Annotated in this window: 16 protein-coding genes and 1 pseudogene; 7 read left to right on the top strand and 10 right to left on the bottom strand. The window is 64.9% G+C overall.

All coding sequences use genetic code 11. From position 1 onward, the window contains the following. The first annotated feature begins 17 nt into the window (after nucleotides 1–17). Genes pdxR through FE782_RS01005 form a run of 3 tightly spaced genes read left to right on the top strand, consistent with a single transcriptional unit; the run spans nucleotide 18 to nucleotide 2,647 of the window. Nucleotides 18–1,466 (top strand): MocR-like pyridoxine biosynthesis transcription factor PdxR, encoded by a 1,449-nt coding sequence (gene pdxR / locus FE782_RS00995; RefSeq protein ID WP_138191592.1) that lies wholly within the window; start codon nucleotides 18–20, stop codon nucleotides 1,464–1,466. Nucleotides 1,467–1,523: 57 nt separating this feature from the next. Next, nucleotides 1,524–1,967 (top strand): hypothetical protein, encoded by a 444-nt coding sequence (locus tag FE782_RS01000; RefSeq protein ID WP_138191594.1) that lies wholly within the window; start codon nucleotides 1,524–1,526, stop codon nucleotides 1,965–1,967. Then, nucleotides 1,964–2,647 (top strand): AIM24 family protein, encoded by a 684-nt coding sequence (locus tag FE782_RS01005; protein WP_138191596.1) that lies wholly within the window; start codon nucleotides 1,964–1,966, stop codon nucleotides 2,645–2,647. The genes FE782_RS01000 and FE782_RS01005 overlap by 4 nt, the downstream gene beginning before the upstream one ends. Nucleotides 2,648–2,789: 142 nt before the next feature. Here the strand turns inward: FE782_RS01005 and FE782_RS01010 are convergent, their stop codons facing one another. Genes FE782_RS01010 through FE782_RS01020 form a run of 3 tightly spaced genes read right to left on the bottom strand, consistent with a single transcriptional unit; the run spans nucleotide 2,790 to nucleotide 8,636 of the window. After that, nucleotides 2,790–3,302: a GNAT family N-acetyltransferase gene (locus tag FE782_RS01010; protein WP_138191598.1), complete on the bottom strand. Its 513-nt coding sequence runs from the start codon at nucleotides 3,300–3,302 to the stop codon at nucleotides 2,790–2,792. A gap of 22 nt (nucleotides 3,303–3,324) precedes the next feature. Then, a complete protein-coding gene (locus tag FE782_RS01015) occupies nucleotides 3,325–6,069 on the bottom strand; it encodes a HAMP domain-containing protein (RefSeq protein WP_138191600.1) in 2,745 nt (914 codons plus the stop codon). Next, complete coding sequence (locus tag FE782_RS01020; RefSeq protein WP_138191602.1) at nucleotides 6,066–8,636, bottom strand: copper amine oxidase N-terminal domain-containing protein; 2,571 nt, start codon at nucleotides 8,634–8,636, stop codon at nucleotides 6,066–6,068. The genes FE782_RS01015 and FE782_RS01020 overlap by 4 nt, the downstream gene beginning before the upstream one ends. Nucleotides 8,637–8,821: 185 nt before the next feature. On the opposite strand from FE782_RS01020, the gene FE782_RS01025 reads away from it, so the two are divergent. From FE782_RS01025 to FE782_RS01035, 3 genes are all read left to right on the top strand, one after another. Beyond that, nucleotides 8,822–9,208, top strand: a complete 387-nt coding sequence (locus tag FE782_RS01025; RefSeq protein WP_138191604.1) for a DUF4280 domain-containing protein — start codon at nucleotides 8,822–8,824, stop codon at nucleotides 9,206–9,208. A 39-nt stretch (nucleotides 9,209–9,247) separates the two neighbouring features. Then, nucleotides 9,248–10,849, top strand: a complete 1,602-nt coding sequence (locus FE782_RS01030) for an MORN repeat-containing protein (protein ID WP_138191606.1) — start codon at nucleotides 9,248–9,250, stop codon at nucleotides 10,847–10,849. Nucleotides 10,850–11,120: 271 nt separating this feature from the next. After that, nucleotides 11,121–12,365, top strand: coding sequence for a WD40 repeat domain-containing protein (locus FE782_RS01035; protein WP_138191608.1), 1,245 nt, complete (start codon nucleotides 11,121–11,123; stop codon nucleotides 12,363–12,365). Nucleotides 12,366–12,490: 125 nt separating this feature from the next. Here FE782_RS01035 and FE782_RS01040 read toward each other — a convergent pair whose 3' ends face one another. Beyond that, entirely contained in the window at nucleotides 12,491–13,324 is an 834-nt protein-coding gene (locus FE782_RS01040) for a sugar phosphate isomerase/epimerase family protein (protein ID WP_138191610.1), read from the bottom strand. A 76-nt stretch (nucleotides 13,325–13,400) separates the two neighbouring features. Between FE782_RS01040 and FE782_RS01045 the strand changes: the two genes are divergently transcribed. After that, a complete protein-coding gene (locus tag FE782_RS01045) occupies nucleotides 13,401–13,628 on the top strand; it encodes a hypothetical protein (protein ID WP_138191612.1) in 228 nt (75 codons plus the stop codon). A 128-nt stretch (nucleotides 13,629–13,756) separates the two neighbouring features. On the opposite strand, the pseudogene FE782_RS32725 reads toward FE782_RS01045, so the two are convergent. From FE782_RS32725 to FE782_RS01070, 6 genes and pseudogenes are all read right to left on the bottom strand, one after another. Then, nucleotides 13,757–13,867, bottom strand: a pseudogene (locus tag FE782_RS32725) (hypothetical protein); the annotation flags it as partial. Nucleotides 13,868–13,920: 53 nt separating this feature from the next. Continuing rightward, on the bottom strand, nucleotides 13,921–15,609 hold the full coding sequence (locus tag FE782_RS01050) for a hypothetical protein (RefSeq protein WP_138191614.1): 1,689 nt from the start codon (nucleotides 15,607–15,609) through the stop codon (nucleotides 13,921–13,923). 24 nt (nucleotides 15,610–15,633) lie between these two features. Further along, complete coding sequence (locus tag FE782_RS01055) at nucleotides 15,634–17,721, bottom strand: phage tail protein (protein ID WP_138191616.1); 2,088 nt, start codon at nucleotides 17,719–17,721, stop codon at nucleotides 15,634–15,636. Nucleotides 17,722–17,734: 13 nt separating this feature from the next. Next, the gene (locus FE782_RS01060) at nucleotides 17,735–19,903 is read right to left on the bottom strand and encodes a putative baseplate assembly protein (protein WP_138191618.1); all 2,169 of its coding nucleotides are present in this window, start codon (nucleotides 19,901–19,903) and stop codon (nucleotides 17,735–17,737) included. A gap of 49 nt (nucleotides 19,904–19,952) precedes the next feature. After that, on the bottom strand, nucleotides 19,953–23,105 hold the full coding sequence (locus FE782_RS01065; protein WP_138191620.1) for a putative baseplate assembly protein: 3,153 nt from the start codon (nucleotides 23,103–23,105) through the stop codon (nucleotides 19,953–19,955). Between the two features lie 11 nt (nucleotides 23,106–23,116). After that, entirely contained in the window at nucleotides 23,117–23,518 is a 402-nt protein-coding gene (locus FE782_RS01070; protein ID WP_138191622.1) for a GPW/gp25 family protein, read from the bottom strand. Between the last annotated feature and the right edge of the window lie 17 nt (nucleotides 23,519–23,535).

Genomic DNA, 23,535 nt, shown 5'->3' on the forward strand with positions numbered 1-23,535 from the left:
CAACCAAGGTGATCCTCATGGCCTTCAAGCTGCCCGACCTTCGAAGAGAGCCGCAGTATATCGCAATCTATGAATCTATGAAAGAAGACATCGTTCGCGGACGGGCCGCCGAACGCGAGCGGCTGCCGTCGATCCGAAAGCTTGCGGCCTCGTTGTCGGTCAGCGTGACGCCGGTGGAAACCGCGTACGCGCAGCTCGTCGCCGAAGGCTTCGTCGAGAATCGGCCGCGGCAAGGGTACTATGTCCTGCCGCTTCCCGAGACGTACGGCAGGCTCCGCCTCGAGACGACGGAACCCGCGGCCGACGGCCCGGGCCCGATCCAAGCCGCGCCGTCGTCACTCGGAGCGGAACCGTCCTTCGCGTTCGACTTCCACTTATCGAAGAACGACTTCGCCTCCTTCCCCTACGACGCCTGGAAGAAGCTGTACAACCGGGTGCTTCGGGAGGAGGGGAGGGAGCTGCTCTTTTACGGCGACCCCCAGGGGGAATACGGACTTCGACGCGAGATCGCCCGCTATTTGGCTTCGTTCCGCGGCGTCGTCTGCGGGCCGGAGCGAATCGTCGTCGGCGCCGAGCAGTTCGTGCTGATGTCGCTGCTTGCGATGATGCTGCGCGAGCGGGTTACCGCGCTCGCGACGGAGGAGCCCGGCTACCGGCTCGTCCCGGCCACGTTCGCGTCGTTCGGCGTTCGGATCGCTCCGATCGAGCTGGACGAGCACGGACTCGACGTAACGCGGCTGTACGAGAGCGGGGCGCAGGCGGTCTGCGTCTCCCCGTCCCACCAGTTCCCGCTCGGCATCGTCATGCCCGTCGCCAGAAGATTGCAGCTGCTCGAGTGGGCGCGGGAGACCGGCGGCTATATCGTCGAAGACGACTACGGGGGAGAATTCCGTTACGCCGGCCAACCGATCCCTGCGCTGCAGGGTCTCGTTCCGAACGACCGCGTTATCTATCTCGGCGGCTTCTCGCAAGCGTTCGCCCCGGACGTATGCTTGCATTACATGGTGCTTCCGTCCGAGCTCGTCGACCGGTTTCGAGCGCTGCGCCGCCACCTTTTATTCGAGCCGTCCGCTTCCCGCATTCAGCAGCGGGTCATGGAGCGTTTCATTCGTAACGGCTCGTTCGAGAAACATATTCGGAAGATGCGAACGGTGTACCGAAGGAAGAACGAGGCGCTGGTCGCGGCGCTGAGAAGCCGATTCCGCGGGGCGGCGACGGTCATCGGCTTTCAGGCGGGCCTGCACGTCATCCTGAAGCTCCGCGCCGTTGCAAGCGAAGACGAACTGCTGCAAGCGGCCGCGGCGGCGGGCGTCCTCGTCGCTTCCGCCGCGTTCTACTGGGAGCCTCGGGAGACGTCGGACGAACGCGCGTTCATTATCGGCTTCGGCGCCGTCCCGCTGGAGAAGATCGACGCAGGCGTCGCCCGGCTTCGCGAGGCGTGGACGCCTTATTTGGGCGGTCTATGAAACTATTTTCACGATCATTAGTATTATTAGGTATTTACTGCTGCGGAGGTGAGGGACATGCGGCGACGCGTATGGCGCTATGCCGGTACGATGCTGCTGGCTTCCGGCTTGGCGGGCATCGCCCCGCTTCAGGCGCAGGCGGAGGGGTTATGGGACCGGGTGAAGGACGTCTATCATATGCCGGAGACGATGGACCGACTGGAAGAGAAGCTGGCCGAGACGATCCGTCAATCGGAGGAAGCGGCGGAACAGTTCCGCGAAACTCAAAGCCTGTTGATGGAGGAAAACGAAGCGCTGCGTCGAACGAACGAATCGCTCGAAGCGCGCCTTCTGGCGGCGGAAGCCACGATCGCGGACCAGCGTGCGGCCGCATCGCGTTGGACGCGGCTGCTGGCGACGGCGGCGGCGCTGCTGCTGCTCTATTTCGCGCTCGCCCGCCTGCTTCGCTTCTTCGTGTGGCGGAGAGAGCATAAGGCGGCGAAGGGCGGCGGTTCCGTATGACGCCGTCCGATACGTCCGCGCTCGCGAAGCTCGACATCGAACGGAACGCCTCGGTCCACGTCTTGCATCCGAAGCAGATCGCGGCGTTCCGGGGGGCTTCCTCCCAGCGGAAGGACCGATTGCTTGCGCTCGGCGACATGTACCGCAAGAAGAAATGGCTGGAATCCGTCGTCGAAGGCCCCGCCGAGCTGTGGATCGGCCTGCCGAGGGGCTTTTCGTATAGCACGCTGGAGATCGGGACGGAGAGCAGCTTGTTGTTTCTTTTTCGCAATGTGCTGCATTATCCGGCCGGCATGACGATGTCGACGACCTGGCTGCCCGTTCGGAAAGCGCTCGCCGCCGGCGATCTCATGCGCGTCCGCTTCGCCGGTCCCGGCACGATCGGACTCGTCTCCAGCGGCCCGTTGGTCGAGGTCGAGCTTCATCCGACGGAGCCGGCGTTCGTCGACGTTCGCTCGCTCGTCGCCTTTCCGAAGGAATGCTCGCTCCGGCTGGCCGTATACGGCAACTCGTTGGCAAGCCAGCATATGCCTTATCAATGGCAGATGACCGGCACCGGAAGCGCGCTCGTTCAATCGTGCGTGCCGAACGCCCGGCTCGAAGCGGAGACGGATCATGACAGCTTCTTCCGCCGCGTGCTTCGGGAGATCGTGCCGTTCGGCGGCGTGTTGTTTAAATAATCGGCTTGGCTGCGAAAAGGAAATCTCGGCGATAGCCGCATTTTCCGCTTATCGTTGCGGTTCGAGCAATAAAAAGTCCCGGCCCGCAGAACCTGTTCCGCTAAGAACAGAGTCTACAGACTGGGACTTGAGTTCAAACTTGTTAGGAAGACAGCATCCGCAAATACAGCAGCTTGCCTTCGCCCGGATAATAGTAGTCGGGCAGGCGGCACATGAATTGGAAGCCGTTGCGCTCGAACAGCTTGCGCGCGCTCGCGTATTCCGGCAAGTCGCAGGTGAACGTCTCGACGTAGCGGCCGTTATTTTCGAGAATGTAATCGAACATGCGCTCGATGAGCCGCCAACCGAAGCCCCGATGCCGGTGCGCCCGATGGACGCCGAAGTACTCGAGCCGGTAGCCGCCGCTCTTATGCTCGTTCTCGACGAAGATGATCGCCGCGATGACCTCGCCGCCCTCCTCCGCGTACCAGCAAATGACGGCGTTCTCCTGCAGGCTGCGCATCGGCAGCCACCGCAGGTGATCCGTCTCCCCCGGCGTGAATCGTTGATCGTCGAAGCAATGCTCACCCAACAAAAAATCCGATACGCGCCCCGCCTCCGTACCGGTCTTCACCGGCTTGATGACGAACGGCGCCTCGCTTCCGGTCGGACTCATCTTGCGACACTCCCCTCTCGCGTTACTCGATCTTCAAAGCCCCGTTCCAATCCTGCGTCACGCCGTGCTGGTAATAATGGTCGCAGGCGAAAAAGTACAGCTTCGCGGCGAGATCGTCGCGATTTTTCTTCACGACCCCGACGAACGCTTCCCGCGCGTCGTAGAAGCGGCCGCTCTGGTACAGCATTACCGCGTCTTCGAACTGCCGCTGCGTCTCCCGCTTCAGCCTGCGGATCGGCTCCGGATCGCCCTCGTAGACATCGTATAGTTCTATCGTACGCGATTCGCCATACAGTTGTACCGCGCCCAGCTTCCGATAATCGAGACGCACCGTCCTCTTGCAGGCGGCCAGCGCCTCCTCGGTCAGCAGGATGGGGGCGCCGAGCTTGCCGGATGCCTTTTCCAACTCGCCAGCGAGCCGCACTTGATCGGAGACGACGCTGCCTTCCATCCGCTGCTCCTCGCCGATAATGCCGATCATGACGTCGCCGATATGGATGGAGATGCCGATCTCGATCGCCCGGTATCCGCTGTTATCGCGGAAGCCGTTATACGTGGCGAGCGTCTCTCGCATCTTCACGGCCGCCTTCAGCGCATCGCCCGGGTCGTTCGGGAACAACGCCAGCATGCCCGGCCCCAAATACCGGCTCGTAAAGCCTCCGTGCTGCCGCACGACCGGTCCGAACACCTTGAGGAACGAGTTGATGAACCGGAAGTTGTCCTCCGGCGTCAGCGTCGACGAAAATTCGGAAAAGTCCCGCATGTTGCACACGAGCACGGTCATCGTCCGATGCACCTGATCGCCTAGACGAACCTGCGTCATATTGCCCTTGCCCAGCACGTTCAAAAACTGCTGCGGCACGAAGCGGAAATACGATTCGCTAAGGCCCGTCACCTCGCGGATGTACCGCCGGATCGAGCTCGCCATCATGTTGAACCGCTCGCCGAGCTCCGCCACCTCGTCGCGCGTCCGGATGTCGACCTCGGTATCCCATTCGCCGCTGGCGATCAGGTTGACGCTGCGGCGCAGCCTGCGGATCGACGAGATGAGGTACACCGTCATGACCGTGATCACGATCAGGATAACGCCGCCGATCAACGCGATCATGCCGAGGACGTCGGACAGAATTTTCAAGTGACTTTGCCTTACGCCGTTCATGTCTTTCCCGGTTTCGTAGATGCCGATGATGTCGCCGGATGCGTTATACAGCGGACCCAGCGCGTACATCCACTCCCCGGTCGCGTCTTCCCATTCGCCGGAGACGATCTGCCCCTTCTCCAACACGAGCAAGTTTTCCTCGGACGTCAGGAACGGGCGGAACATCGTTACGCTGTCGTCGTCGTCCATAATAATGTACAGATTGCCGTCGATATACCGGTAGACGGTGCTGTACAGACCATCGCGGTTTTCCCCGGCTTGGCTGAGCAGATCGTTCATGCGCAGCTTGATCGCCTGATAGTCGTCGCTCATGAAGTCGAGCGGAGAATTCAGCCGCTCCAGCCGCTCGCCGTCGACGAGATGCTTCCCGTTGCCCGCGAGCAGCATCAGCTGTCCGCGCATCTCTTCCTTCATCTCGTTCGTGAACGAGTCGTAGACCGAATAGGACAACCCGACCATCGCCGCCAAGATGATCGGCACGATGACGCCGAGCTGCTTCACGAGCAACGAGATGCGGCGCTTCATCAAGTGGACGTACAGGTGGCGGATCGTCGCGAAGGACGACGCGGCCGCCGCCAAGATGAGCGCCCAGTACGCGTATCGCATCCATATGGTGGCCGTCGGGTACCGGTACGTACTCGTCCAATGCGTGACGCGTCCCGTCGGATCGACCTCGATGATCTGATCGGTCGTCGCGACCGTGATCTTCCCGTTGCCGACGTATAAATTCGTAAAGTCCGACCACTCGACGTCTCCGAACTGCTCCGTCAGCTGCGTGTACCGTAACAGCGACTGGATCGGGTAGTGGGGTTGGCCGGCATCCAGCCGCTGCACGGCCGCTTCGTGATAATCGATGAAGTAGACGTGGCGCCCGTCGTTCGTGAACACCTGCACCGGAAAGTTCAACTGCACCGTGCCTTCGCCGGGGTACAGCATCGTCGGACTCTCCGTCGCGTCGACCGCGTACAGCCGGCCGCGCTTGGAGGTGAAGTAGAAGCTGTTCGGATCGCTTCCCGCCAGCTCGGAGACGTACCGGTTCGCCGGCAGCGCGAACGTGCGCAGCTCCTCCGGCGCGCCTCCGCCCGCCGCAAGCCGGAACAAGACGATCGTATCGACCTCTTTGCGGAAAAAGTGCACCGCGCCTTCCTTCACCGACAGGCCTTGAATTTTGCCGACGCGGAGCAGGTTTTCGGAGGCGGCGTACGCCGCCTCGTACAGCACTTGCTGCGTCTCCCCGTCCGGCGACACCTTCAGGATGCGTTCGCCGGACACCTTGAGCCCGTAAGAGTCCAATACCGCGAGCAGCACGTACGCGTTGCCCTGTTCGTCCGTCGCGATGCCGTCGAACAGCTGGATCGTGCCCGGCAGCGCATCCGCGTTGCTCGAAACCGAATACACCAGCTCCCCGTCGGGGTTCACCTTGATCAGGGAGCGCTTGGAATCCGCGATCGTATAGAGCGAGCCTTGCGCGTCGGTCGCCACCCGCGAGATGTTCGAATATGCCGCTTCGGTTCGATACGGCGCGGCCGACCAATAGTCCCGCTGCGTCCCGAGGCCGGCGAACAGCAGCGCCGTCAGGCAGAGCAGGAGGAAAAACTTCGTTTTCATGACAAGCCCTCACTCCGTTCCGCCGTCGCGCTCGGTTCGCCGAAGACGACCCCTTGCCGCAAGCTCTCGCTCCAATACGATTTCATTCCCAATACCGCCTCGAAAAAGGATATCGGGACGAACGTCTGCCCGTTCGTCATATACGTCATCGACGCCAATTCGATCCGGCCAGACAAGCCCGCGACTTCCTTCGTTCCGACGCGAATCGCGATCGAGCCTTCGGCGCCGCGAAGCGTCGCGGTCGACGTCTTGTCGTCCCAGACGACCTTGTAACCGAGCGCTTCCGCGTACGGTCTCACAGGAACGTACGCCATCGTCCCGATCAGCGCCGGGGCTGCCGTCAGCTTGACGGGCGCCGCCGCGAACGCGATGGACGTCGCCGGCAGCGTATCGGCCGTCTCGCCGTCCGGCGTCGTCCACGGCTTCGCCTCCGCGAGCGCTTGCAGCTCGGCTTCGGCGTACGCGCTTTTCGCGTCCTCGACCCATCCCGCAAGCGTCTGCTCTTCCAACGCCGGGAACAGGCCGAGCTCGAGGTACGGCAGCAACGCGTCGAGCTCCGCCGTCTTTGCCGCGCGCGCCTCGGGCGTGCTCGGCGGACCGGACGCGCCGGGACCTCCCGGCGACGCCGGCAAGCCGAGCGCTTCGAAGATCGCCGACGCGGCCGCCGCGAGCTTCTCTTCCATCGCCGCGGCGACGTCGGCCGCGCCCGCTTGCTTCGCCAGCTCCGCCGCTTGGGTTAACTGGTCGAACTCCGTCAACAACAGCGCCGTCACATCGACCTCGTCCTCCCCGGCATCGCCTTCGCTTGCGGTCTCGTCTCCGTCCGTCGTTCCGTCGCCGCTCGCCGCGCCGCCGCCGTCCGTCGCGCCGCCGCCGCCCGTCGTGCCGCCGCCGCTCGCCGCTCCGCCGCCGCCCGTCGTGCCACCGCCGCCCGTCGTGCCGGCGCCGCTCGCCGTTCCGCCGCCGCTCGTCGCTCCGTCGCCGCCCGTCGCGCCGTCGCCGCTCGCCGCTCCGCCGCCGCCGGCCGCTCCGCCGCCGGTCGCGCCTTCATCGGCGCCTTCGGCGGCAGCCTTCTCGGCGGCCGCCTCCACCTGCGCCTGCAGCCGCTCCGCCGCCGCCGTCAACTCCGACTCCATGTCCGGATCGTACGCCACGAGCGGCTGGTCGGCCGACGCGTCGGTCCCGGCCTCGCCCGGCTTCGCCGGCGGCTTCCCGACCGGCGCCCGCGCGTCGCCGGACAGCCGCTTCGCGAACGCGCCGCCGGTCGCGTAATGCAATTCGACGACGGCGTTGAAGTACGTCCCCTGCTTCCCGACGGCGTCGAGACGCGCCTTGGCATACGCCTCCTGCGCCGCCGCGAGCGCCTCGCCGCCCGCGAGTCCGGCCTTCTGCTTCGCCGCCGCCGACTGCATCGCGGCGAGCGCGTCCGCTTCGGCGCGGATCGCCTGGCGCATCGCCGTCTCCTCCATCGTCGCGGCCAGATAGTACGCGTTCACCTGATCCGCGAGCACCTTCGCGTGCTCGCGCTCCAGCGTCGCCGCCGTCGCGTACGCCAACACCGCCGCCGGAAGCGTATACGGCTGCTCGCCGAGATACTTCTCCTTCGGGGGAAACAGCAATTTCTCGAAGAACGGCCTCGCCGCGTCCTTCCGTTTCACCTCGGCCAAAAACACGTTATACACGCTAAGCGTCAGCTTGTAATCGACCGGCCGCAGCCGCAGCGTCGATTCGAGCGGCTTCAAAGCGTCCGCGCCGAAGAACGAACGGTACAGCTGCAGCGCGAACGCATACTTCTGCTCCTCCAGCTTCCGCGCCGACTCCAGCTTCCGCAGCGTCGGATCCGCCTCGACCGCGGAACGAACGAGCGCGGCCGCCTCCGCCGTATCCACGCGTACGTCGAGGAACAAATCCGACGCGCGAAACTTCGTCAAGCCGCCGCCGCGGTACGTCTCTTCCAGCTTTCGGGCCGCGTCGTCCATCGCCTTCTTCGCGCCCGCCGCGTCCTCTTTCGCCTTCGCGTACTTCTCCTCGGCGCGCTTCAGCTCGTCCTGCGCGGCGAGCCCGAAGCGGGCGCGAGTCGCGACGACGTCCCGCGCCTGCGCCATCCGCGTCTCGAACTCCCGCGCGATGTCCGCCTTCGCCGCAGCGACGACGTACGCCGACGTCATCGTCGCCGCTTCCTTCTCCGCGTTCCGCGCGGCCAGCTTCAAATCTTCCTTCGCGCCGAACAGCTGCTGATTCGCCGAGGCGAGCCGGCTCAGCTTCGCCAGATCGCCCTCGAGCGTCGCATCCTCGCCGCCCGTCTCGAGCAGCGAGGCGCGCGACCGGTCGATCGCCGCCGTCACGTCGGTAGATTTCTGTTGAATCATAGTCCGGTAGACTTCTAGGCCGGAATGCTTTTCGGCCGCCGCCGCGACCGCTTTCCCCCAGGCCGCGTTCAGCGGTTCGACGCCTTCCGCGGCCGACGCGAGCGCCGGTCCCAGGACGGACGTAACGGTCGTTCCCGCGAAGCAGCCGCTCATGGTCGTTGCGATGGCGAGCAAGGTCGCCGTCGTTCGCCGTTTCACCCGGCCGTTCCCCTCTTTCTGCTCGCTACCGGTTCCGTAGCAATTTCGACATAAGTTCATAGTACTACAAAAAAAACCGTTTGTGCTTTTAATTATGTAAAATTTTAACCTGGAACGCCCCCCCAAAAACGGGTAAAAAGTAGTATAATACGAGGATATGAATCGGATCGGAGAGGGGAACCTTCATGGGTCAGCTCGTATGCGGAGGAGCGATGCTCCAATGCTCGTTCGGCGTCGCGCCGAGCTCGCTAATGGTGCTTCCGGCCAACCGCGTGCTCACGTCCATGCCGATCGCCAACATCATGGACAATAAGCCGATGGTCAACATTTTGCCGTTCGGCATGTGCCAGTCGCTGGCGAACCCGACCGTCGCTTCCGCGACCGCCGCCGCCTTCGGCGCGCTGACGCCGATGCCGTGCGTTCCGGTGACCGCCGCGCCGTGGGCGCCGGGCTCGCCGACCGTGCTCGTGGCCAACATGCCCGCGCTGAACAACACGTCCAAATGCATGTGCAACTGGGGAGGCGTCATCTCCGTCGCCCAACCGGGCCAAATGACGATTCAGGTACCGTAGTCCGCCAAATTCGAAGGACCGCCGAAGGAGACGAACCCCGTGATCGAGAAAATCGTCAAACCGTTCATCACCCCGATCCAGAAGAAGATTCTAATGCCGCTGAAGCGGGCCAAAAGCTGGCCGAAGCTTCTGGTCAAATGGCTGAAGAAGAAATTCAAGGAGATATTGGGGCAGAAGGAAATCACGAAGGCGAGCTACGTGCCGATCGGCAACTACTACGTCTCCAAGAAGCTGATCGTTATCGTCGTCATCGTTATTTTGGCGTTATACTTTCTCATTTTCATCAAGCCCCCGAAGTTCGTGAACAAGCTGCTCGCGCGCAAGCCCGCGGTCACCGTCGCCCAAGACGGCACCGCGGCGGCGTACACCGGCGCGGCGAAGCTGTACGCCGCCGACGGTTCGCTCCTCTTCGAGGGCGAATTGGCCGAGGGGCTGTACCAGGGACCGGGCAAGCTGTTCGAGCCCGACGGTTCCGTCTTGCAAGAAGGCACGTTCGAAAAGGGTCAGCTGCTCCAAGGCAGCGCCTACGACAGCGAAGGCGTCCTCCTGTACGCCGGTTCGTTCGCGGCGGGCATGTACTCGGGACAAGGCACGAGTTATTACCCGAACGGCGCCGTACGGTATCAGGGCGAATTCCAGGCCGGCATGCCGAGCGGACAGGGGCGGCTGTTCGACGAAGCCGGCGTTCTTCTGTACGAAGGCGCCTTCGCGAACGGCGCGTACGCGGGCGAAGGCACCGAATACGACGGCGCAGGCAACATTCGCTATCAAGGCGCGTTCCTCGCGGGCAAATATAACGGAGCCGGCAAGCTGCTGACCGTCGGCGGAGTCGTCCGCTACGAAGGCATGTTCAGCAACGGACTGCCGACCGGGCAAGGCGTCATGTATTATCCGAACGGCGGCAAGCAGTACGAAGGCGCCTTCGCGGCAGGCGAATACAGCGGCGAGGGCCGATTGTTCGCCACGAACGGCATGCCGGCGTACGTCGGCTCGTTCATGGCGGGCAAGTTCCACGGCGACGGGGAACGGTACGGCTCGCTCGGCACCGTCGAATACCGCGGCAAGTTCGCGAACGGACGCATGAACGGCCCGGGGACGTGGCTGCGGCCGGACGGCACGGTCGCGTTCCAAGGCATGTTCAAGGACAACGAACCGGATTACGCGGCTTTCCTCGGCGCGACGGCCGCCCGTCTCGAAGAGCTGTTGGGCGGTCCCCCGACGACGTTCGACATCGAAGGCGGAGCGGTTACGATACCGGAGGCGCCGACGGCTTCGTCGGACGACCCGGCGACGGAAGGCGATGCGGCGGAAGAAGCTCCGGCGGAACCGGTCTTCGTTCCCGCGGAGCCGGCGCCGAACGCGGATTTGCTTCTTGCTTATCAGGATCTTCGACTGATCTTCGTCTTGTCGGCGCTCGAGGACGGCACGAACGGCGTCAGCGAAGTGCGCCTGCTCCCGGGCGACGCGCTCGACCGCGCGGCGGCGAGATTGGCCGAATCGGCGGCGCAAGAGCCGTCGATCGGCCCGTTCTCGATCGACGCCGACGACGAGCGCATCTACCAATGGAACGGCACGACGTATACGATTCGGGTCGACGAAGGCGGCAAGCCCGTCTCCGGCACCGTTCGGAAAACCGTATAAGCTTCGCCGCGCAAACCGTCGATATCATCGACGGTTTGTTTCGTTTTCCATCGGCTCCTCCGCCCTTTCCAACTTCATTCCCTCTGCTCGGATCGCGTTACCCCCTCCTAACCTGAACGAAAGAAATCAGCTTAGAAAATGCGCCCGACAGCGGTGTCCCTCCTCCCCCTTGCTCTGGGAACGGTACACAGCTTCCACTGAAGGACCCTTCCCTCGTACCGCACATAATTCGCTGGGAAAACAGGAAACTTAAACCAAAGGGGTGTGAACGATGCGGAGATGGATCGCCTTGTTCGTCGCGGCGACCTTGTTGGCCGGAAACGGCAGCGGCAGCGTCGCTCGCGCGAAAGAACTTGAACGACCGCCGGAGTTGACCGGCGCTTTCATCCGGGAAGGCAATCTCTGGCTGAAGGAGGGGCGCAGCGAACGCTTGCTCGCGGACCGCTCCGCCCCCGTACGCGCGGTCGCTTGGTCCGGCGACGGCCGATGGCTCGCCTACGAGACGTTGGAACCGAGCGATGAAATATGGGTGTACCGGGTGAAGGACGGGAAGGAGACGAAGCTGTGCGGCGGATGCGGGGAATCGGTTTGGGCGCACCGCGAGGCGAAGCTGGCGTATCGGATGGACGGCGAGGTATACACGGTGAACTTGGACGCGGAAAACGGTGCCCCGTCGGAACCGGTCCGGCGCGCGGTCGACGTCGGCCGATTCGGTTGGCTGCCGGACGACCGCGGCCTGCTCGCGGCGTCGCTCCCGATGCGCGAAGGCGGCGAGTGGAAGCCGCTTACGTTGTACGCCGTCCGGTTCCGCGGGGTCGACGGCGAGGCGAGCGAGACGAGACCGCTCCTTACGCTGCCGGGACCGACCGAACGGTTCCTGGCCGTTTCGGTCAGCCCGTTCCGTTGGTCGCCGGACGGCCGATGGGTCGCCTTCGTCGCCGAGCCGACCGCCTCGTGGTCGATGGACAGCAATACGCTGTGCCTGATGTCCGCGGACGGAGCGCGTTTCTTCGCCATCGGCAAGATGCTGTCGCGCGAAGACTGGTACGGCTGGGCCCCCGGAAGAAGCCGACTCGGCTACATCGACGGGGAAGGTCGGTTCGAGGTGTCGAACAAACGCTTCGAGTATAAGGACGCCCCTTCGTCGATCGCGCCGTCGTTCACGCCGCCGGGCGTCATGGACATCGGCTTCGCTTGGCTGCGCCCCGACCTTGTCGTCGTGTCCCGGGCGCCCGAGCTGTCCTGGGACGAAGGCCCGGTCCCGAACGCGGAGCCGTCGCTGTACGCGCTGGACCTGAAGATCGGGAGCGCCAAGCGGATCACAAGACCGCCCGAGGGCAGCGGCGACTTCCGTCCCATGTACGTCGCCTCCGCGAAGCGGCTGACCTGGGTGCGCTCGGCGGGCCGGCCGAGATATCCCGCCGACGTCTGGACGTCGACCGCCCGCGGCGCCGGCGCCGCCGCGTACATCCGCGGCGTCGACGCGCCCCCCGTGTGGCTCGAGCTCGGACGGTAGACGGAAATCCGCCATTTACATGGAAAACCTCCCTCTAATCGAGCCCGAACCGGCCAAACGGCCGGTTTCGGAACGAAAAAGAGGGAGGTTTTCCCGTTAAAGTGCGCACGGACGGTATTTTCCATCTAATCCGCGACGTACGGCGCGACGATCGAGCGCACCCGCTCGATGCCCGCCCACATGTCGCCCGGGCCGTCGTACACGAGCGTGATCGGCCCCGCGAAGTCGGCGTCGCGCACGAGATCGAGGCAGCTTCGCAGCTCGTCCGCGTCCGGGAACCCTTCCGCGTCCGTCTTCGCCTTCGCGTGGATTTCCTCGGCGCGCGGCGCGATGCGGCTAAGCTCCTCCAGCTTCCCCGGACCGCCGAAGTTGCCGAAGTCCGCGATCAGTCCGAGCCGATCCCCGCAAGCCTCGAGCAGCGCCAAGCAATTGTCCGCCGTCGACGTAAGCGGACGGAAGTTTTCCGTTACGACCCGAACGCCTCGCGGCTCCGCGTAATCGCACAGCTCGCGCAGACCTTCCGCGGACCGCTCCAACGCGCGAGCGTCATCCGGCGCGGACTCGCCCGCGACGACGCGCACGCGCTCGGCCCCGGCGGCGGCGGCGAAGTCGATCCACCGCTTGAGCCATGCCAAGTCGGCCTCGCGCCGAACGTCGTCGGCGGACGAAATATCGCCGTAATCGAGCAGCAGCGTAAACAATCGAACGCCCGCCGTCTCGAACGATCCGCGTAACCGCCGCGCATACTCCTCTCCAACGTCCGGAATATGGAAGTGGCAGACGTTCGCCGCTTCATATCCCTTCTCCGCTAGCGCGGCCGGCAATTCGGGCAGCGACAGCAGCTCCGGCTGCTCCTGCGTCTCCGTGTAATGCTTCGCTCCGGCGCCGTCCCAGCGCGTCCAACGCAGCGGGCCGAGATTTCGATGCAAGCTCCAAGTCGTCAACGAGAAAAACCGCATGCGAATCGCTCCAGTCTCATACAAATTGAATATCTGTCCATTCCTCTCTAAGCACGTTAGGAGGCGCGATGAAGCGATGTTAAAACGAGTCTATTGGGTAAGCGACAAGCTGCCGGGCGTCGTGACGGCCGGCGTCGGCTTCCGCGCCGACGAAGACGCCCCTTACGAACGCTCCATCGAGCGTTGGGAGAAGGAGGGCGAAGTTTGGGCGTACAAGGGGACCCAGCCTCCGGAGAGGCAGCGTCAGCTCGAAAGCCACCCGTTCATCCATGCGAAGCTGGAAGGAGCGGCAGCCGAACGGTAACGACCGTGCCTCGGCCGAGCTCGCTTTCGAACGTCGCGGCGCGTTCGGAATCGATTCGCCCCGCCGCGGCTCGTCGTTCGTCAAGCTCACGTATTCCGGCTGATAGCCGCGCAGCATCGGCCGAAGCAACCCTTGATTGCCGTCCGAGGGTTACGGATTTCGTGGGCGACGCCGGCGGCGAGCCGGCCGGTCAGCTTTAGCTTTTCCGTTTTCAACGGCGGCTCTTCAGCCTTCTCCCTTGGATGCGAGCGCTCGCCGGTTCAATCGATCCAGTCGAAAATAAGGTCGGGCGTCAGCTCCTCGCCGCCGCGGCCTCTTTAGCGTTCGCCGCTTCGTCGAAGACGCCGAAGGCGGACCCGAACGCCGCGCCTTCCTCCTGCGGCTGCTTCGTCGCCCACCAACGGATGCGCAGACGCGTCCGCTCGGTCTTCTGCAGCACGCGGACGCCGATGCGGAACGTGCCCTTCTTCGGGTACGAGATCGTACCGATCGACACGCGCGGGAGGCCCGAATCGTATTCGCTCTTCGCGAACACTTCGGTCGCCCCGAAGTAGACGGCGTCGCGTCGATCCCACATCTCTGGAAGCGCCAGCTCTTCCTTTTCGTCCGAGAGCGCCACCTCGAACTGAACGGAGCCTTCGCCGAGCGCGTGCTCGATTTCCTCCGAGTAGAAATCCCGCTGCTTGCGATGCCACCACTTCAGCTTCTTCGGCGGAATGATGGAAATTTCGACGATGCCCGTGTCATGAAGCTTCTCCGGCGGCGCCTCTTCTTCTTCCTCGTCCTCGTACGGTTCCTCGGCCGCCTGCGGCGCCGGGAACGGAATCGGCGCGTTCAGCGCCGGCAGGACGGAGGCCGCGGCCTCGCGCACGGTGCGGATAATTTCTTCCGTGCCGCCCTTGCTGCCGACGATGCGGTACAGCATCGACGGATTGATGACGTATTCGTCGAACGGCACCCGCTCGACGCTGTCGATGACGTACGTCGGTCCCATCTGCAGCAGGTTCACCTTGGCCAAGTAGACGCAAGGTTCCGAAGGCGCGTCGATCGCGCGGTCGAGCGACCGTTCGTGGAAGGCGCGCAGCATGCGAGCCGACGCGGACTCCTCCGCCACCTCGATCGACTGCCGCACGTCGGACAGCTCCGTGACGAGCCGCTCGCCGACGACGAGCCGGGCGGTGCCGCGGCGGGAACGCAGCGATGCGTTCATCGACGCTTCGCCGTCCGGCAGCGGCAAGGCGCGAAGCGTCGCGACGGTCGTATACGACGCTTTCCCGCCGTCCGTCGGCTCGGAGAAGACGATGCGGCCGCCATTTTCCTCAAGCAGACTGTCCGCCGCTTCGACCCCGGTCCAATCGGGGGTATATTCGAACTCGACATGCGGCGTCTGCAGCGTCTTCTCGATCCGAATTTTCAGCTCGAACGTCTCGCCGGGCGTCACGTACCGCGGTACCGTCTGCAGCACGCGCACCTGCGCGTCCTGGTACCACACGCTCGTCTCCTCGACCAGATCGCTGTACTCGAAAGCCGATGGCGGCGGCGCTTCCTCGCGGACGAACAGCCGATAGCCCTCCATGATGCGGTTATGCTCGCTCACTTCCTCGGTGCGCCCCGACGCGCCGGCGACGGAGTGAACCGGCTCCTTGCCCTTCTCGTCATAGCCGATGCATAGGTAGACGTTCTTCGCGTACTCGTTGTTCGTGAAGCCCTCGAGCATCGACAGCTTCAGCGTCACCGGCGACGGCACGACGATCTCGCGGCCGAGCTGGTCGAGCGCGACCCCGGTTTCCACGGAGACCGACTTCTCGTCGACCGCCACCACCTGCAATCCCGCCACGACGCCGCTGCCGAACAAGAGTCGGTTGGTCAGCCTCCGCTTGTCGGAGACGTACGTCTGCTCCGATACGAAATCCCGTACGGTCAACAGCTTGCCGTAGAAATACCGGTTGCGCTCGAATGGCACGTATCTCGACTTGTTCATTCGCTGATTCCTTCTTTCCTATGGTTATTCCAACCGCGAATCGAGCTCCAGCCGCGTGTGCTGATCCACCCGGTTGTCTTGGCCGACGTCGATTGTGATCGTATGGTGCGGCATCGAAGAGCGCCCGTCGAGCGTAAGCAGCGTAGGCTCCGACAACACCGTGTTGAGACCGAGGTAAGAGTGCAAATCCATGTACACCCAAGGCTGCAGGACGATGAGCCTCGCGGTCGCGAACGCCGGCTTGCAGCTGTCGATCAAGTGCTGCAGCGTCGCCCGTTTCGTATCGGTGTCCGCGTGCTCGGGCTTCACTAATACGTTGAACCCGTGCGGATCGGTGACGTACAGCTTCTCGGCCACCTCGCCGAGCTCCGAATGCTCCTTCAGCGAACGCAGCTGATCGTATTCCATAAGGATCGGCTTCTCGCCCGTGTAAATTTCGATCAACGTCTCCAGCGCGTACCGCGTGCCCCGCAGCTTATAGATGCGGGGAGCGGCCTTGAGCAGCTTGCGCAGCTGTTCGTCCGTCCAATGATCGTCCTCCCGGAGACCGATCCACGTCAGCAGCCAGCGGAGCGACGGACCCGAGGATGCCTCGGGATCGAACGACCGCGGCACGCCCGCGATACCGGCGTCCGTCTCTTCGAGCATCGTCTGGAACAAGCCGAGAAACCGTTCCAGGAAATCCTTGCTTTTGGGGTCTTGCTGATACAGCGCCGGAAGGTCGTTCACGTACGATTGTCTCGGAAAATGCACCTGCACCCCCCGCACCGTCGGCGCGTTCGCCTCCGAGCCGATCAGCTCGATATATAACCATAAATATCGGCCTTTGGCCCTAAATAGAAGCGCATCCTTCGGATCGACGATCGGCTCCGACCAGAGCTCGCGCAGCGCCGCCAGTTTAACGTCCGGTTCGATCGCGGGATCGGCGACGTACCGGTCCAAATCCGGGACCAGCCGCCCGTCGACGACGGCCGCCTTCCGATCCGACGCGTAATAGCGCACTCGAACCTGCGTATCCGGTTCGCCGACCGCGTCGACGACGATCTTGTGCCACTCCGTCTCGGTGGACGTGCTGTCGAGCGCGCCTCCGATCCAGACGCCCATGCGCCGGCGGAACGGCTCCCATATCGCCGTCTCGGGCTTCGCTCGCAGCGTCGTGACGACCGCTTCTTCGTTGTCCCAGACGTACATCCGGCCGCCTTGGCCGGCCTGCAGCCGGTCCGCGCCGCCGGGGCCCGCTTCGCCGACCGGCTCCGTCCGTCCGTCCAGGCCGAGGCGCAGCAGCGCGCGTCCGCCGCCCGCTTCGGCTCGGCGGATCAGCCATGCGCCGCCGTCCGGCGCGGCTAGGATCGCGGCCGCGGGCGTCGCCGCCTCCGGCAGCGGCACGAACGCCGGGCGCTCCGCGGCGTCGAAGTCGAAAGGCAGCGCGGCGAAGGCGTCGCGGTCGAGCAGCCAGCCGGCGCCGCCGGCGCCGAGCGACAGCTCGAAGCGCCGCGGTCGGAGGGCTGAGGGAGCGTCACCCTCGTCGGCTGCCGCCGAACGGACGTCGAGGTCGACGTCCAACGTCCCGGCCGGCTCGCCCGACGGCTCGAATCGCAGCAGCTTGAAGACGGGACCGGCGTCTTCTTCGACGACGGCCAAGACGACGGTCCGGTCGGCTCCGTCCGCCGCGACGGCATGCGCGCGGAACGGCTTGCCGTCCCAGTCGGACTTCGCCCAGAGCACCTGGGCGTTATCCGACGACAGCAGCGCCAGCGTCGGGCTGCTCTCCGAGTCCGCGGCGGCCCACATGTCGCTCAAGACCGCGACCGACGCGCCGCTTCCGAACCAGCCGTGGCCCGGCGGCAGCAGCGACTCGGTATGTCCGCTGACCATGTCGGCTTTCCAGACGCCGGCCGCGCCGTCCAACAGAAACCATCGCCCGCTAGCGTCCGCGGCGGCGTCCGCCACGGGACGGACGATGCGCGGATGGTCCGCCTCGTCGCGACGCGTCGGGCGGTAGACGTCCTGACGCACGATCGTGAGGCCTTCGTCGTCGGCCGTCAGATGCATGCGGACGCCGCGCCGCCATGCGGCGATCCCGCGCAGCGAGAAATAACGCGCTTCGCTCACCTAACTCCCCTCCTTATCGCCCGGATGACAACAACTCGATTTCGTGCGCGCCGCTGACGACGAGACCGTTCGGCGGAATGCGGACGTCGCCGCCTTCCTCCTTGAACACGTCCTTGCCGTCCGCCATCAGCCACACGTCTTGAATGTACACGACGCCGGGGACGCTGTGAATCGCGTCGTAGACGTCGCCCTTGTATACGGAACGTCCGAAGTCCCAGCGCGCGAACCACCGGTCGATCGCCTCGTGCACCCGGCTCTCCTTGGCTTCGTACCGAGGGTCGACGACGACGATCGCGCGCACGCCGACCTTCACGTACTCCGGCGGCACGACATGGAATTTCGTCGTCAGCAGCCGATAAGGCTCCAAGTAATTGCGCACCGTCTGAAGGAAGCCCGCGCTCGGCTTCGCCGCCTCGCGCTGCGACCTCGGCTCCACGACGACCGTCACGTCGCCGAGCGTTCGCTCCTCCGGGTAGTTCCTGAGTCCCGGCCGGAAACCGGGAATCGCCTTCACGCGCGAGACGGCGATGCCCGGTACGGCCAGCACGAGCCGCTCGATGTCCTCTTCGGTCACGCCGCAGTCCGGCTCTAACACGCCGCGTTGCACGCGGCGCAGCGCCTCGCCCGTCGTCTCCGGCTCCGCGCCGCCTTCCGCCGGACGAACGTTCTCGATGATCAGCGACTCGGCGACGACGGAGTCGTCGCTGGATCGGATCCGGCCTTCCTTCACGTTGCCGATCGCGCCGCCGCCGACGCGAAGTCCGATGACGCGGATGTTCGGGAAGCCGGACGCCGGCGGCACCGCGCCGCGTTCGCCGCCCGAAAACCGAAGCTCGCCCTCGGCGTCGTCCAGCGCGTAGTGGCGGCTGTCCGGGCGCGACCGGTCGAAGTCGTCGACCCGGCGCCAATCGTGCCATACCGGCGCGGACGCGCCTTCCGGCACCCAGCCGACCTGCACGAGCAGCGCGCCCGGCAGCGCCGGCCCGATCGGCAGCTTGACCCGCTGACCGGAGATGCCGGTGCCGGCGCCGCAAGCGGCGCGCCCGTACAGCTCCGGCGAGACGGCGATCAAGCGGATCGCGCCGACGCCCTCCGGCGGAATCGCGCCATGGACGCCGTCGCCGAACGTAACGGTCACTTCTCCCGTAGCGTCGTCCCGCGACGTCCGGAACGCCCGGCTCGGGCCGTCCGGCCACGACTCGACCTCATCCCAGTCGACCCAGCCGCCATCCGCGCCGCTGCGCGTCTGCGCCTGAACGACGCCGCGCGAGAACAAGGCGTGCCGCGGCCGCAGCGCGAGGTCCGGCGCCCCGGTGCCGTCGAACGTCTCGACGACCGCATGCGAGAAGCCTTGCGCCGCCGACGTCTCGTTCACGTGAAGCTTGCGGACGCGCGGAACTCTATCGTACGCGCCGCCGGTCATCCGCACGGATAAACGGCGGGTCGTCGCCGGCAGGTGGAATCGGATCGAGCCGCTCTGGTGGAACGCGTACGTTTCGTCCAGCTCGAGCGGGAGAGGCGTCCATGTCGCCGTACCGTCTTCCGCCTCCGCCCAATACGTCCACTCGACCGTGCCGGACGGCACGAACGAGGCTTCGTTCGGCGGAATGCGCTTCGCCTCGAGGCCGCCGTCGAACGCCAGCTCGATCCAGAGCGACAGCGGTTCGTTCGCCGGCAGCGGCTCCCGGAACCGAATCGAGAACCGGGCGCCGACCTCGCCGTCCTGGCCGAACGGATAAAACGGCGCATGCCCGTTCTCGTCCCCCGCCGACACTTCGCGGCTGCCGGACGCGGTCGTAACCGACAGCCGGACGCCGTCCGCCGGCACGACCGTCAGCGGCCGTTCCGTCTCGTACGGCGTATCTCCGGCGCGCAGCACCGTGCCGACGGGCAGCTTGAGCGCCCGGTCCGCGCCGGAGAAGACGACCGATGAACGCGCCGGCGCGCGCGGGAGCGGCGACTCGCCGAGCAGCTTCAGAAACTTGCGCTCGTGGTTCGCCGTCAGCCGGTCCAGACGGTACTGCTGCACCTCGAGATGCCATGCGAGCATCTCGAGCAGCGTAATTCCGGGGTCGTGCGCGTTTTCGTCGGTCCACTCCGGGAAGACGCCCGGAATCAAGTCTCGGGCTTCCCGCACCAGCTGCTCGAACGTGCGGTCGTCCAAATTCGGTAACGGCAGCATGCCTGCGATCCCCCTCCCCTGCGTAACCTGTTTCGATTTTGCCGTAATGCTACTTGCCGATTTCCACGAGAATGCGGTGCTCGCCCGGAACGACGATGCCGTGCGGCACGTCCCCGATGCGCTCCGGATTCCACTCGACGCGTTCGCCGTTCTCCGCCTTCGTGACGGAGAGCGAAATTTGCGGAATATGCAGCACCGGTCCGACCGCCTTGAGCAGCGCGTAGAACATCGATCGGTGCACGATTTGGCCGATGTCCCAGCCGGCGCCGTCGGCGCCGCCGGTCAGCGGATCGAGGAAGCGGTTCAAGCGCTTCACCGCTTCCCGCTCCACCGGCACGACGTCCTCCATCGACCGCACCCACAGCGTCGCCTGGACGCCGATCTCGAGCACGGCCGGATCCATCACCTGGATGGCGCCCGGGAACGCGACGTTCGCGGCGGCCCGCCGGATCAGCTCCTTCTCTACGTGGCGCTTCAGCTCCTGGAAGAACGGTCCCCCGCCGACGCCCGACTTCGGCAGGACGACGATCGAGATCGCGCCCGGCTCCTTCTCGAGCTTCACGTTCACGTTCGGCAGGCACTTCACCTTCGCCACGTTCGGATGCGCCTCCCGCGTCAGCCATTCGAAGTCCTCCGCCGTCACCGCCCGATGCCGGTGGGTGAACAGCTTCGGTCCTCGGCGAATGGCTTCCTCCACCGTGCCCGAATCGCAGCCGCCGGCGGCCGGCTCCGGATTGCGCACGGCGTCGATGTACGCGATCGAGGCGCGAATCGAAGCGATGGCTCCCGCCGGGACGTTGCCGCGCCGGCCGCCCCCGGTCGCGTAAGTGACGCGGACCGAGTCTTCCGTCAGCTTCGGCGGCAGCTTCCCTTGCTGCCCGTTGCCGAACGACAGCCTCCCCGACGCTCGATCGAGCGCGTAGTGCCGGTCATGCGGACCGGACAACACGAAGTGAGGCACCGCCGCGTACTTAACCCAGCAGCGCATCATGTCGCCCGCCGTATCGCGTACGATCTCGGTCGCGACGCCTTCCTCCTCGAGCTTCCTCGCCTCTTCCTCGGACATCGTCTCCGTCTCGTCGACCCACACCTCTTCGGAGAGCACCGGCGTTCGAGAGAGGACGTATTCGACGCGAACCGTTTCGTCGACCGTGTCGTACGTTTCGACGCGCTGCGGCAGCTCGTTCTTCAGCGTCTCCTGCTGCTTCGCGAGCGCCGAATTGAGCGTCGCATGGAGCGCCCGCGGCGCGTCCGCCGCTCGTTCCTCGGCGTCGAGCGACGCGTCGCGGTTCACCGCGCGAATCCAATACCGCTCCACGCCGAAGGCGGAATGAGAAGCGAAGTCGCGCGGCCCGACGAACTGGACCGTGCCGCTGCGCGTGAAGCCGTTCGTATCGTCCGCCGCCGCGAGCGGCGCCCAGACGGCACCGCCGCCGCTGCGCTTTAGGTACTCCCATTCGATCAGGGGCACGTCCCGGTCGAGCGTCCGCTTCGTCCGCAGCGACCAATACAAGTGGATCGGCCCTCGCTCCGGCGGCTTGTCGAAGCCGAGCCAGAGCGCAGGGTGACCGCCGTCCAGCTTCAGGAACGGCCGGAACGCGAAGCCGCCGGAACGCGCCTCGAGGGTGCGATCCTGCACCTCGAGGTTGTTTCGGATCGCGAATCGCTGCGGCGGATAGACCGGCTCGGGATATTCGAAGCGGCATCGCAGCCGCTTGATCGTCGGCGAATAATATACCGCGTTGTTGCTGTATGCGTTCTGCACCGAAAGAATGCGTCCGCGAATCCAGAAGTTGTCCTCCGAATTGACCGCCGACTCCTCGAGGTCCTCCGGGACGACGAACTTGATCTCGCGCGGCTCCGTCCCTTCGTACGGCAGATGGAAGATGCGCTGCGCGTCGTCCTCCGCCGGCAGGCGCACCCAAGCGCGACCGTTCCAATACTCCCAATGAACGTTCGCGATCGTCACCGGATCCGGAATTTCCGTCTTGTCGACCTCGGCCCGCTTCATGATCGGCTTCCAGTTGATTTGGGGCGGTCGGTCGGGCAGCAGCCGGTTCTGCCGGAAATTCAACTGAAACTGCATCGTCACGTTCGCGCCCCGCTTCGAAAACGCCTCGCGGTTCGCGATATAAAACACGCCGTACGGCGCGAAGAAATCCCCGAACGGCTGGCATTCGTCCGCTTCGACTTGAATGTCGTTAAAGTACAGCCGATCCGGCGCGATGCCGTCCCCGTCCTTCGCGACGAGGAAGTCGCTCTTCAGGTCTAGCATGTCGAGCTGCACGCTCGCGAGCTGCGGCGTCCCCGTCGCTTCGTCGAGCGATCTCGCCCGGCAGCGGATCCAGTAGCCCTCTTCGCCGAACAACGTCGTCCGATCGATTCGCGCGCGCCGCCGTTTCGTCAGCCGGATGCGAGCCCCGTTGCCGAACACGCGGTCGAACGCGACCCACTCGCCGCCGCTGAAATATTCCCATTCCACCGCGCTCCGATCGGACAAATACCGCACCGTCTCCGGCACGGCGTACCCGTTGCGCGTATTTTTCACCGTCATCTCGATGTAGGTCGGGCTGTTCAGCAGGAAGAGGAAGTCGTGCTTCAAATAAAACACATGCTCCTGCAGGTTCGTCCCTTCCGGACCGAACAGCGCGACGCCGCGTCCGTCCGGACCGGGCTCGATCTTCGCGAACGCCCGCGCTTCGTCCTCGTTCGCTTCCTCCTGCAGCCGCACGATGCGGTCGCGCTTCGGGCTGACCGACAAACAATCGGTCAGCTTCGCCGGCGAGACCAGCAGCGCGTCCTGCGTCTCGAACAGCACCGGCTCGAGCTCGCCCGGCGGCGGCGGCGCGGACAGCTGCGTTCCCTGCTCGACGTACACCGGCTCCGTCGCGCCTTCCGCCAGCTCGAAGACGACCTGCGCGAGCGACGAACGCGCCGGCAGCAGCCTCGCGTCGAACCGATTCAGGAACGTCAGGAAGCTCTTGTACGGCACCTGATTCAGACGGCGAATGTTGCCCTCGAGCAGCTTCGCGAACATGAGAAACAGCGCGGTGCCCGGATCCGGATCGTCGGGCCGAAACCGCCATTCCGGCGTATAATACGGCGCCAGCCGCTTCATCTGTTCGATGAGCGCGGCGGCGTCGCGATGATCGACGGTCGGGGATAAGACCCGGGGGTCCCCGCCGGAGCTATGATTGACCATTCGTCTCTCCCCTAATTAGCGCCCTCGTGCAAATAGAACGGGTACACTTGGTTAAACAAGTTGTTCGTCGTGCGCACTTCGTATTGCACGTGGATCAGCAGCTTCTCCGCCTCGCGCGCGTCGCGGACGACCTTCACCTCGACGTTGTGCACGCGAGGCTCCCAGACGCGCACCGCCTCCTCGAGCTCGGACTCGATAAGCCGCAGCGTCATGTCGTCCGTGCTCTCGAACAGGAACCGCTCGATGCCGGAGCCGAAGGTCGGACGCATGATGCGCTCGCCTCGGGACGTCCAGATGATGACCCGGATCGACTCTTGAATGTCGTCCTCGTGCTCCGACATTTTGATGCGGCCGGTCGCCTCGTCCACCTCGATCGGGAACTTCCATCCTTTTCCCAAAAACGCCTTCGACATCCTCCAGCCTCCTCCGC

Origin of the sequence: Paenibacillus antri (assembly GCF_005765165.1) — a bacterium.
Classification (GTDB): Bacteria; Bacillota; Bacilli; order Paenibacillales; family YIM-B00363; genus Paenibacillus_AE; species Paenibacillus_AE antri.